A 12229-nucleotide genomic window follows, 5' to 3' on the forward strand; every position below is an offset into this window, starting at 1 on the left:
CGTCCGAAACTCCTGGACACCGCGCGACGGCGCCTTGCCGCCCGGTGTGCGCCGCGCTATCGCGTGTTTTCCAACGCTGTAATCCGGCAGTGACGGAGCGGCGCCTACGGCTGCGGGTAGGGTCCAAAGCCCTGTCCTCGGGTAAGTTAAGGGAGGTGAAATAGAACAAATTTCCAAAAATCAGCCGACCTCCAGGGAGACGCCCGCGCATGTCCAAGATTATCTATACCCACACCGACGAAGCGCCGATGCTGGCTACTTATTCGTTCTTGCCGATCATCGAGGCGTTTGCTTCGACCGCAGGTGTGGAGGTGGAGACCCGTGACATTTCGCTCGCAGGCCGCATCATCTCCGTGTTCGGTGACTACCTCACCCCGGACCAGCAGATCGGCGACGCCCTTGCTGAACTCGGTGAACTGGCAAAGACGCCGGATGCCAACATCATCAAGCTGCCCAATATCAGCGCTTCCATCCCGCAGCTGAAGGCCGCCATCGCCGAGCTCCAGGGCCAGGGCTACAGCCTGCCCGACTACCCGGACAACCCCTCCTCCGACGAAGAAACGGCCGTCCGCTCCCGCTACGACAAGATCAAGGGCTCCGCTGTGAACCCGGTCCTGCGCGAGGGAAACTCGGACCGCCGTGCGCCGCTGTCCGTGAAGAACTACGCCCGCCAGAACCCGCACTCCATGGGTGCCTGGTCCGCGGATTCCAAGACCAACGTCGCCACCATGACCGCTGACGACTTCCGCGCGAACGAGAAGTCCGTGGTCATCGGGGCCGACGGAACCATCGCCATCCAGCTGGTCCGCGAAGATGGCTCGGTCAAGGTCCTGAAGAAGGACTTCCCCGTGCTGGCCGGCGAAGTCATCGACGGCACAGTCATGCGCGCCGCGGCGCTGGACGAGTTCCTGGCAGCCCAGGTAGCCCGTGCCAAGGAAGAGGGCGTCCTGTTCTCCGCGCACCTGAAGGCCACCATGATGAAGGTCTCGGACCCCATCATCTTCGGCCACGTCGTGAAGGCCTATTTCTCCGAACTGTTCGAGACCTACGGCAAGCAGCTCACCGCTGCCGGCCTGAGCGCCAACAACGGCCTGGCCGCCATCCTGAGCGGCCTCGAGGAGCTGCCGGAGGACGTCCGTGCAGGTGTGAATGCGCTCATTCAGAAGGGCCTCGACGACGGTCCCGCCCTGGCCATGGTGGACTCGGACAAGGGCATCACCAGCCTGAACGTTCCCTCCGACATCATCGTGGATGCTTCCATGCCCGCCATGATCCGCTCCTCCGGCCACATGTGGGGCCCGGAAGGCCAGGAAGCCGACACCCTGGCGGTCCTTCCGGACAGCTCCTACGCCGGCATCTACCAGGTTGTTTTGGACGACTGCCGCGCCCACGGCGCCTTTGACCCCACCACCATGGGCACCGTCCCGAACGTGGGCCTGATGGCCCAGGCCGCCGAAGAATACGGCAGCCATGACAAGACGTTCGAGATCCAGGAAGCCGGGACGGTGCAGATCGTGGACGGCTCCGGTGCTGTGCTGATCGAACACGAGGTTGCCCCTAGTGACATCTGGCGCGCCTGCCAGACCAAGGATGCCCCCATCCGCGACTGGGTCAAGCTTGCCGTCACCCGCGCCCGCGCCTCCAAGACGCCCGCAGTGTTCTGGCTGGACGAGACCCGCGCGCACGACAGCAACCTCATCGCCAAGGTTAACGAATACCTCAAGGACCATGGCACCGAGGGTTTGCAGATCGAAATCATGTCTCCGGTGAAGGCAACGGCCTTCACCCTGGAACGCATTCGCAAGGGCGAAGACACCATCTCCGTCTCCGGCAACGTACTGCGCGACTACCTCACGGACCTGTTCCCCATCCTGGAACTGGGCACCAGTGCCAAGATGCTCTCGGTTGTTCCGCTGATGAACGGTGGCGGACTCTTCGAGACCGGGGCCGGCGGATCGGCCCCCAAGCACGTCCAGCAGCTACTCAAGGAAAACCACCTGCGCTGGGACAGCCTGGGTGAATTCCTGGCTCTGGCCGTAAGCTTCGAACACCTGGCCACTACCACGGACAATGCCCGCGCGCAGGTCCTGGCAGACACCTTGGACAAGGCGACAGGAACCTTCCTGCTGGAAAACAAGTCCCCGAGCCGCCGCGCCGGCGAACTGGACAACCGTGGCAGCCACTACTTCCTCGCACGCTACTGGGCCGAGGAACTGGCCAAGCAGACCGAGGACACGGAACTGGCGGCATCGTTCGCGGCTGTGGCCAAGGAGCTTGCGTCCAGCGAGGAGACTATCGTCGGCGAACTGGCCGCGGTGCAGGGCTCAGCGGTGGACGTAGGCGGTTACTACCGTCCGGATGAGGCCAAGGCCTCAGCCGTGATGCGTCCGTCTGCGACTCTGAACAAGGTTATTGCGACTCTGGGCTAATCGGTACCGAACCCTAAGAGGCGGCGCCCCAGGGAACCTGGGCGCCGCTTTTTGGTCTTTTTGTTCGTACGGGATGAAGCATGGATGGGTTAATACATGGATGGGTTAATAACCGTCCACGCCGTATGACCTTAGTTGTCCTTGCCCTTGCCTTTATTTCCCTTGCCTTCATCGGATGACGGAGATGCCGGTGCCGTGGCCACCTTAGCGGCCTCAGCCGCAGCGGCATCCGCTTCTGCCTTCTTTTGTGCCGCGGCCGCGTCCGCGTCCGCTGCAGCCTTCGCTGCTGCTGCGGCGTCGGCTTCGGCCTTGGCCGCTGTCAGGTCTGCGCGGACAGCGGCAGCGGCCGTGGTGATGCTGCGCCGGCGTTCCTCCGTAACCCCTCCGCTCCCTACAGCGGACGCGAGATCGGCCTCGAGGCTCTCCAGGGCCGCCAGCCCACCGGAAAGGTCGTTGGCGGCGGCAGCCTGGCTGACGCGGAGGACCCGTTCCTGGAGTTGGCGGGCGGAATCACGTTCCAGGCCGGTCTCAGCCGGGCCGCACGCTGCCAACGAAACGGCCAGCAGAACGGCTGTGGCAACAGTGAGGCCCTGGGCTGCCGCAGAAGGCCAGCAGTGATTCTGGGCACTGCTCATGGTTTCACGCTCTCCTGAAGTTCCTTGAGGTGGTCGCCCAAAGTGCCGGTGACGGCGGGGTAAGGAACGACGTCGGGCGTTGGCTCAGGTGCCAGACTGAAGGTCAGCGCCGTTACGGCTGCTCCAGCGGAGAGAACGCCCAACGCGATGACTGTCCAGAACCGCCTTCCGTTGTGGCGAAGACGGGACAAATCCGGGACCCGGCTGTGCGGGTTGGAACGGCGGGTGACGTCCCTTTGTGTGCTGCTTGCCAGGACCACCGGCAGGTCGGATTCAGCGGTGATGGCGATGGACGGTGGCCTGAACGGCATTGCCGGGAGTACCCGGGTTGTCTCCGGTTCAAGCTCGCCCGGTGCTGACACGGGTGACACCAGGGCCTGACGCAGAACGGATTCAACGTCGGCCGCGACGGGACGTTCCATCGGTTCGATGGCGGTCATGGAACGGATCAGATCAGCCCACTCCGCCGGAAGGTCAGCAGGGATCTCCGGCGTCCGGTGCAACCTGGCCACTGCGGATTCAACGGCACTGCCCGGGAACTCAACGGTCTGCTTGACGCATTCCAGGAGAACCAGACCCAGCGAGTAGATGTCAGTGGCGGGCGACAACGGGGACCCCATGGCCTGCTCCGGACTGAGGTAGGCGGCCGTGCCCACCATAGTTCCCGTGGCGGTCAGCCGGGCTGAATCCGCCATCCTGGCGATGCCAAAATCCGTGAGTTTGGGCCGCAAAGGTTCGCCCGGGCGGATCTGCACCAGCAGGATGTTCCCGGGCTTGATGTCACGGTGGATGATCCCCAGGCTGTGCACGTAGGTCAGTGCGTCAGCAACGCCTGCCCCGATGACTGCAAGCTCGTCCAAGGGAACTGCACTATGCCTGATCCGGCTGCGGAGGTCCTGCCCCTCCACAAGTTCCATGGTCAGGAACGGGCGAGGTTCGTCCAGGACGCGCGTATCGATCCCTGCGTCGAACAGCGTGACCAGGCTGGGATGGTTGAGCGTTGCCAGCAGTTGGATTTCGGCTTCCTGGCGCTTGAGCTCATTGTCATCAGGCGCCTGTGGGGCAAAGAGCTTCAGGGCGACATCCCGGCCCAGGTTCTCGTCCCGGGCGCGGTAGACGGTGGACATGCCGCCGCGGCCGACAATGTCCGCCAGCCGATAGCGTCCGCCGAGCACTTCATTCTTAATGGAGCTAGGCGAATCCGCCACCATGACCAGTTCCTCCCGGTGCGCTGCGGCACTATTCTTCCCCAATAATACCGGCCGGTAGGGCATCCGTTAAGCCGTCTGTCGGCACGCCGACGGCCCGGCTGAGGAGTGATTGGGACTTTCAGCCGGGCCTTCGGGCCACAAGGACTACTGCTGGTAGTTGAGTTCTCCGGTGGCCACCTCCTATTGGAAAGCTGGCTATGCCGCGAACGGCGGAGCCGGTGTGTATACGGTCTTAGGCGTCACAGTCCGCTGAGTGCGGAGCCCGCTTAGGCCTTCCGGCGCCGCTTGCGCATCAGCAGTCCGGCAAGCAGCAGGATAAGGGCGAGCGGGATCAGGGAAGCATCCATGCCCGTCTTGGCCAGCATGGTGGCGCCGCCCTGGCCCGGGGTGCTGCCCGTGGTGTTCACCGCGGCAGATACCGAACCCGTGGTGTTGCCGGCGGGAAGAACGGTGATGCCAGTCGTGTCAGATCCCGTAGTGCCGGAGGTTCCGGTGCCCGGGTCCCTAGCGTCCGTGCCACCCGTTGTGCCGGTTCCCGGGTCCGTAATGTCCGTGCCACCTGTTATGCCGGTTCCCTGGTCTGTGGTGTCATTGCCGGGCGTTTCCGTACCGGGGGTTTCAGTACCCGGGGTTCCACAGCCGTCGGTTCCACCGCCGATGATGACGCATGCATCAAGACCAACATTCACATCATCAAGGACACCGGACGTGTCCAGGCCCAGACCTACGTCAACGGCGGTGGTTTCGCTGCCGTTGGTGCCGCCGAGGTTGGCGTCGACCACTGCAGCTACGTCGGCGGTGGTTTCGCTGCCGTTGGTGCCGCCGAGGTTGGCGTCGACCACTGCAGCTACGTCGGCGGTGGTTTCGCTGCCGTTGGTGCCGCCGAGGAGGGTGTCTCCGAGATTTACGTCGGCTGCCGCGGCTACGTCAGCGGTAGTCGTGTCGGTTCCGCTGCCGTCAGTGCTGCCAAGAAGGCCGTCGCTGAGTCCAAAATTGGCGTCGACTGCAGCAGCGACATCCGCTGTACCCGATTGCGTTGGGCCGCCCAGCAGACCCAACGACGTCGTGTCAACGGAGGCCGCCGCTGAGACCAGGGCGGATGCGGAAAGGTCCGGTCCGTTCGTTGTGTCCGCGGCGCTGGCTGCGGTGGCGCCGAAGGCCAGTAGCCCGCCGGCAAAGAGGGTGCTGAGCAGCCCCCTGCGAAGGTTGCAATTCATGATGTTCTCTCCTGAGAAGTTGATTTGGGGCGCTGGTTAGCGCCTTGAGGCCGTGTTCTGCCCATGAAGAAGGGCAGGAGGGCTCAACTAGTCAGGAGAGGAACCGGGGTCGAATGACACCGCTGACGGGGCATGGTCTGGTGATCCGCTGATGGGGAAGACCCCTAAGAGCGGCACGTTGAAACTGGACTCGTCCAGGGAGGCAGCAGAGCCTGAGGCGCCGGAGGGCGAGGCGCCGCTCCCTGCGCCCGAAACAGGTCCTGCCGGGGCCGGAGTCGCAGGCGTGGAAGGATCCGTGGTCCAAGGGCTTTCCGCTGGGACTGAGTGCATGTCTGCGCGGGCGGGAACCGGCAGCGACGACGTTCCCGTGACGGCGAGCAAGTTGTCGGCAGAGCCGGGGGAGTTCGTGACGGCATCAGGTGTGACGTGCCCTGCTGCAGCGGCGTCCGTAACCGCCAAGATCTCGCCGGCAACGGCAATCTCTTCAAGGGGCACCAGCCCGGGCAGTGTGACCGGTGCGGACAGAACGGTCACCTTTACCAGGTCCACTACGGGTTTCAGAACCGGCTCAAGAACCGGTGCCGCGTCGGTGAGGGGGAGGGCGACTGTGTCAATCAGGTCATCTGCAGCGGTATCCACCACTGCAGCAACCGGGACGGCCACGGCCGTGACGGTGCCCGCCGGAACCACGATATTGATCACAGGGACCGCGGCAATAAGCTGATCCGCTGTGCCCGCCACAATGCCCACTCCGGGTTGCAGGAGTCCGGTGGGTGAAGGAGCAGGCGGAGCGGCTTCAAGAATGGTAGGGACGGCACCGGTCAACGGCGCGGTCAGGGACGAAACCGATGAATTCACGCTGCCCTGAAGGGACCCGGAATCCCTCGAAGTGTCTGCCGTTGCGGCGGACGCGGAAAGTGTCAGCCAGGTAGCGGTTACCGCACCTGCGAGGAGCAGCGGCCGGAGCGCACGCCACGGCGATCGAACTTTAGCCATGCGTACCACCCCCAGTACCGTTGAGACCTACGATTTCATGAGCGTAAGACTCCGGCGTGGAGCAAGTCTAGGGGAACGGAAAATAAATCCAGCATACTTACTAATTGTCACTCATCCATCGATAACCGAATGGCGAGTGTCAATCCTGTTTACAAAAAAGTCACGGCCCCGAAACGGGACGATTCCGGTAATTCAGTGGGCATCATTCGGGTAGCTGACGCCCAGCTGCCTGCGCACGCTGTCAAAGAGCCGCATGGTCTTGATGGAATCCTCCAGCAGCATGACCGGGCTCTCGGCCAGACCCTGTTGGATGCAGCGGGTCACTTCGCGCAGTTCGTAGGTATAGCCGATGCCAACCACGTCGAACGTTTCCGTGCGCAGCCCTTCCCGGCCGATGCCGATCACGAGTTCCCGCGGATTGTTGATTGAACTGACGCTCTGGAGGTAGCCCAGGCTGCCCGCCACGGTGGCCGTCCGCGGACCGTAGGCCAGGAGCGAGGACGTCAGCTGGGCCTGGGCCCCATGGTTGTAGCCGAGCGTCAGAGCATTCTGGGCGTCCACGCCGTCGTCATTAATGCAGCCGGTGGCACTGACCGTCTGCGGGAAACCCAGCGTACCCAGCGCCCACAGCAGCGGGTAGACCGAGATGTCCAGGAGGGCGCCGCCACCATCCTGCCTGGCCCACAGCCTGGACGTCGAGGAATAGGGCGCGGGAAAGCCCAGGTCAGCGGTCACCCAGTGCACGTCCCCGAGCTCCCCGGACGCGGCAATCTCGAACGCCCGCTGCATGCCCGGGAGGAAGCGGGACCACACGGCCTCCATCAGGAAGAGTTTCCGCTCCCGGGCAAGCGCGACGAGCTCACTCGCTTCCCTGCCGTTGATGGTGAATGCCTTTTCGCACAGGACGTGCTTGCCCGCATTGAGCGCAGCGAGCACAATCTGGTGGTGCTGGGCGTGCGGCGTGGCGACGTAGACAACGTCCACCGAGCCATCGGCGAGCAGCCGCTGGTAACCGGGCACGCCGTCGTCGTCCCCGTAGGCCTTGGCGAAACCGTAATCGGCCGCGAAACTCTCCGCAGTTCCCTGTGAGCGGGAACTGACGGCATAGAGCTCGGCGTCTGGGAGCAGTGCCAGGTCCTGCGATACTGACCGCGCGATCCCGCCGGTGGCTACGACGCCCCACCGCAGGCGTTTTCCGGTGGCAGACCGGGGATCCGGATCGGACTGGCTGGACAGCCACGGTGTGGCAATGGGCGCACTCATGGTGCCCATCCTCTCATTCAGACCAGTCCGGGCGTCAGACCAAGGCGCGCGCCGGTTCTTCCGTCAGCCTGCCCTTCTTGAGCCTGAAGCGGCGGTCCGTCTTGTATGCCAACGCCTTGTCGTGCGTGACCCCGAGGATGGTGGTGTTGTGGTCACGGCTGAGCGAGCTGAGAAGTTCGACGATGTGGTCACCCGTCTGCTCATCGAGGTTGCCGGTGGGTTCGTCAGCCAGGATCAGCTTGGGTTCGTTCGCCAGCGCCCGCGCAATGGCCACGCGCTGCTGCTCGCCGCCGGACAGCCGATTGATGCGCCGCACCTGCTTCTCCGTATCCAGCTGCACCTGCTCCAGGAGGTCCCTGGCCCGCTGCCGCCGTTCCGCTTTGCGCACACCCGCGAACTCCATGGGCAGCATGACGTTGTCCATAGCGGAAAGATTCGGGATCAGGTTGAACTGCTGGAAGAGGAACCCGATATCCCGGCGCCGGTACTCCGTCAGCTTGCCGTCCGGCATGCCCGCCAGGCTCACGCCGTTGACCACGACGTCTCCGCTGGTGGGTTTGTCCAGCGCACCCAGGAGGGACAACAGTGTGCTCTTGCCGCTGCCGCTTTTGCCGACGATGGAGGCCGTAGTGCCCTGCTCCAGAAAAAACTGACATCCTTGACCGGCTTGATGGTGATGACGGCCACGCCGAACACCGCCGCAATGCCGGCCGCGATGACACCGGGGGAGGCGCTGGCGGTGACGGACGTCACTAGCGGGGAAGCGCAGGCGAAGGGGCCCCCGGAGGGAAGACCAGCGCCGCCCGGGAAACCCGCGCCGCCGGAAGCCAGCCGCGCCAGTACGTGCGGCGCGCCTGGTGGTGGCTGCCGCCGTCGTCGTGTTGGAGCTGATCAGCGCGGACGCGATGCCGCCGCTGGCAAGGAGGCGACGCCGGCGCCTACTGCGCTGCCCATGGCCACGAGCACCAGGGCCTCCAAGACGAACTGCAGGCCGATGGTGCGGTTGGGGGCGCCGATGGCTTTGAGGACACCAATTTCGCGCCGGCGCTCGCGGACCAGCATGACCATGATCAGGCCGGCGGTTGCCAGGGCAGCTACGAAGGCGATAAAGGAGATGTTCTTGACGCTGTCCAGCGAGCTGACAGCTGTGGTCAGGCTTTGGCCCTGGGTTACGTCGGCCTTGTCCGTACCGAGCGCATTCTGCAGGGCGGTCTTGGCGGAGTCCACGTTGTCCATGCTGTTGACCGTGACGATCATGGAGGACAGCTCATCCGGAAGCGCCGCCAGGGTCTGCGCCGTAGGGAGGGTCAGGTACAGTGCGTTATTTCCGATCGCTGTGCCCGAGTCAAAAAGTCCGGCCACCGTGAAGGTCTGGTCCTTGACAGTGAGGTTGAGCCCACGGTGAAATTGTTCTTTTCCGCCAGGCTGGTTCCCAGCAGGGCGTTGGTGGACGCGGCGGTCAGGCTGGTGGTCACGGCCGTTGTGTTCTGCCCGCCGGGTCCGCCCTGGCCTCCGCCTGGTCCGCCCTGGGTGCCAGCGGCAGCCTGCGCCGTAGCATCTGTCGCGTGAGTGAGCCGGAGCGCTTTGGTTCCGACGACGGCCGCTACGTTCGGTACCGCCGCCGCGGTTGCGGCCTGCGCTGATGTCAGTGGTTCGCCGCCGCCGTCGAACCCCTGTCCGCCAGCGGGGTTGACGGTCAGGACCGTGCCCACGGAAGCATTCAGCTCCTGGACTTTTGCGCCGACGGCCTGGTTGGCCACCAGCATGGCCAGGGCAAGCCCGATGGCGACCGCCAGAACTGCTACCACCGCAGCTGTTCGGACTTTGTTTCTGAAGGCATTGCCAACACTCCGGGCAGGGACGCTCACTGTACTCCCTAGGATCGGGGCCGGAGAGGGGCCGGCAACTGGTCCTACTCTGCCGCCGGGGCCTGTGCGGACATCCGGCCGAAGCTGTGGTTGGGCTGTGAGGCTGGAAATGCGAAAGGCGGCCACCCCCTCGTGGGGATGGCCGCCTTTCGGTGGTGCGGCAGTGCCTACTTGGTCAGCGGGCCAAGTACCGGATCGTCCACGTAGGCCGTCTTCACGTTGGCGGCGGTCACGATGACCGGCGGCAGCAGGAAGGCAGGGACGGTCTTCACCGTGTTGTTGTAGGACTTGGTGTCGTTGACCTCAGGCGTCTTGCCTGCCTGCAGGTCCTTAACCATGGTGATCGCGTGCTCAACGAGCTTGCGGGTGTCCTTGTTGATGGTGGAGTACTGCTCGCCGGCAAGGATGGACTTGACGGATTCAACTTCCGAGTCCTGGCCGGTGATGATCGGCAACGGCTTGCCGGCGGCCTTGACTGAGGTCAGGACTGCGCGGGCCAGGGTGTCGTTCGGGGACAGGACGCCGTCAAGGCTTGCGGTGGTGTAGCTGCCCGTCAGCAGGGTGTCAGCGCGGCGCTGGGCGTTCTCTGCCTTCCAGCCCTGGGTGACGGCCTGTTCGAAGGTTGTCTGGCCCGAAACCACTTTGAGGGTGCCGTCGTCGATCTTGGGCTTGAGGATGCTCATGGCGCCGTCGAAGAAGACCTTCGCGTTGGCATCATCCGGGGATCCGGCGAAGAGCTCGATGTTGTACGGGCCCGTGGGCTTTTTAGCCTTCATTCCGTCCAGCAGCGCCTGGCCCTGCAGTACACCCACCTTGAAGTTGTCGTAGGCCACGTAGTAGTCCACGTTCGCGGTGTTGAGCAAGAGCCGGTCATAGGCAATGATCGTGGCGCCGGAGTCCTTGGCCTGCTGCAGCTGGGTACCCAGCTGGGCGCCGTCGATGGCACCGACAATGATGACCTTGGCGCCCTTGGTGATCATGGCACTGATCTGGTTCTGCTGTTCAGAGACGCCACCGTTGGCGAACTGCACGTCCGCCTTGAAGCCGGCACTGGAGAGTCCGTCATTGAACAGTTTTTCCGCCAGGACCCAGTTTTCGCTGGTCTTCTGGGGAAGTGCGACGCCGATGGAGGAGCTCTGGTCGAAGCCGCCGCTGCCGCTGCCGCTGCTGCTGCTGCTGGTGCCGGTGTCGGCGCGGCCGCAGGCTGTCAGTGCCAGTGCCGCTATTGCAGCAACAGCTGCAGCCTTTCCTGCTTTACCAATCATTCGCATTGCTGATTCTCTTTCTTTTGGTGGTGTGAATCGAAAGGCTAACGCTCAGACTTCCCTGGCGATCGCTTCCTTGGTGGAGGTGGTTTCGTCGGGCTGGAGGGGGTTGGAAGGACCAGCGTTGCGAGTGAAGTTCTTGGTCATCATGCCTATAAGGGACCTCTTTCCCTGGGTCTTGTTGTAGACGTCGAACGCGACGGCGATGAGCAGGACCAGGCCCTTGATGATCTGGGTGAGGTCAGCGCCGACGCCGAGGAGCTGCAGGCCGTTGTTCAGCACAGCCATCACCAGGCCACCGATGATGGAGCCGATCACCGTGCCCACGCCGCCAGTCACGGCGGCGCCGCCGATGAAGACTGCAGCGATGGCGTCCAGTTCCCAGCCGACGCCGTCGAACGGGCCCGAAGCGGTGGACCGGCCTACGAAGATCATGCCGGCCAGGCCGGCCAGGATGGACATGTTCATCATGACCAGGAAGTTAACCTTCTTGGACTGGACGCCGGACAGCTCGGCTGCGTGGCGGTTACCGCCTACGGCGTAGACATGCCGACCCACCACCGTTTTGGCGGAGACGAACCCGTAGATCACCACCAGCACGGCGAGGATCAGTCCGGGGATGGGGAACGAGGTGCCGGGACGGCCCGTTGCGAAGAGGTATGTGGCGTACAGGATGGCGGCGCAGACCAGGACCAGCTTCAGGACAACCACCCAGGTTTCGGGCACTTCCGCGCCGAGGGCCTTGGCGGTACGGCGGCGGCGGATTTCGCTGACGATCACGAAGGCGGCGCCCGCGAGGCCGATCAGGAGTGTCAGGTTGTTGTAGCCGGTTTTTGGTCCGACTTCCGGGAGATAGCCGGAGCCGAGGAACTGGAAGTCTGTTGGTACCGGGATGGTGTTGGACTTGCCTACGAACTGGTTGAAGCCGCGGAACAGCAGCATGCCTGCCAGCGTGACGATGAACGCCGGGATGCCAACATACGCCGTCCATATCCCTTGCCAGGCACCGATGAGTGCTCCCAGCAGCAGGCCCAGCAGCACGCCGGCGTACCAGGGGATGCCCCAGTCGCGCATGGCCAAGGCCACTGAAACGCCGACGAACGCGGCGACGGATCCGACTGAGAGGTCAATGTGCCCGGCAATGATGACCAGGACCATGCCGATCGCGAGGATCAGGATGTAGGAGTTTCCATTGAAGAGGTTGATGACATTGCCCGACGTGAGCGTGCGGCCCTCTGTGGTGATCTGGAAAAAGATGATCAGTGCGACCAGGGCGAAGATCATCCCGAATTGGCGGGTGTTTCCGCCGAAGAGCTTCTTGAGCGCGTTCATTGTTTCAGTCCTT

General features: G+C 63.9%; 8 protein-coding genes and 2 pseudogenes. 1 reads left to right on the plus strand and 9 read right to left on the minus strand.

Features of this window, described 5'->3' with window-relative positions; all coding sequences use genetic code 11:
• Positions 1-209 precede the first annotated feature (209 nt).
• Positions 210-2429 (plus strand): NADP-dependent isocitrate dehydrogenase, encoded by a 2220-nt coding sequence (locus ACQCS0_RS06175; RefSeq protein ID WP_354153980.1) that lies wholly within the window; start codon positions 210-212, stop codon positions 2427-2429.
• A 131-nt stretch (positions 2430-2560) separates the two neighbouring features.
• Here ACQCS0_RS06175 and ACQCS0_RS06180 read toward each other — a convergent pair whose 3' ends face one another.
• The 9 genes and pseudogenes from ACQCS0_RS06180 to mmsB form a co-directional block, all read right to left on the minus strand.
• Complete coding sequence (locus ACQCS0_RS06180; RefSeq protein ID WP_354153979.1) at positions 2561-3064, minus strand: hypothetical protein; 504 nt, start codon at positions 3062-3064, stop codon at positions 2561-2563.
• Positions 3061-4275: a serine/threonine-protein kinase gene (locus ACQCS0_RS06185; RefSeq protein WP_354153978.1), complete on the minus strand. Its 1215-nt coding sequence runs from the start codon at positions 4273-4275 to the stop codon at positions 3061-3063. The genes ACQCS0_RS06180 and ACQCS0_RS06185 overlap by 4 nt, the downstream gene beginning before the upstream one ends.
• A 266-nt stretch (positions 4276-4541) precedes the next feature.
• Positions 4542-5492: a hypothetical protein gene (locus ACQCS0_RS06190; protein WP_426940108.1), complete on the minus strand. Its 951-nt coding sequence runs from the start codon at positions 5490-5492 to the stop codon at positions 4542-4544.
• 87 nt (positions 5493-5579) lie between these two features.
• A complete protein-coding gene (locus ACQCS0_RS06195) occupies positions 5580-6488 on the minus strand; it encodes a hypothetical protein (protein WP_354153976.1) in 909 nt (302 codons plus the stop codon).
• 192 nt (positions 6489-6680) lie between these two features.
• A complete protein-coding gene (locus ACQCS0_RS06200; RefSeq protein ID WP_354153975.1) occupies positions 6681-7751 on the minus strand; it encodes a Gfo/Idh/MocA family oxidoreductase in 1071 nt (356 codons plus the stop codon).
• 34 nt (positions 7752-7785) lie between these two features.
• Positions 7786-8447, minus strand: a pseudogene (locus ACQCS0_RS06205) (ABC transporter ATP-binding protein).
• Positions 8427-9619, minus strand: a pseudogene (locus tag ACQCS0_RS06210) (ABC transporter permease); the annotation flags it as partial. The pseudogenes ACQCS0_RS06210 and ACQCS0_RS06205, both read right to left, overlap by 21 nt.
• 167 nt (positions 9620-9786) lie before the next feature.
• Complete coding sequence (locus tag ACQCS0_RS06215) at positions 9787-10890, minus strand: sugar-binding protein (protein WP_354153974.1); 1104 nt, start codon at positions 10888-10890, stop codon at positions 9787-9789.
• A 45-nt stretch (positions 10891-10935) separates the two neighbouring features.
• On the minus strand, positions 10936-12216 hold the full coding sequence (gene mmsB, locus ACQCS0_RS06220) for a multiple monosaccharide ABC transporter permease (RefSeq protein ID WP_354153973.1): 1281 nt from the start codon (positions 12214-12216) through the stop codon (positions 10936-10938).
• Positions 12217-12229: the final 13 nt, after the last annotated feature.

The sequence above is a fragment of the Pseudarthrobacter sp. S6 genome, from assembly GCF_050156575.1.
Lineage (GTDB): Bacteria > Actinomycetota > Actinomycetes > Actinomycetales > Micrococcaceae > Arthrobacter.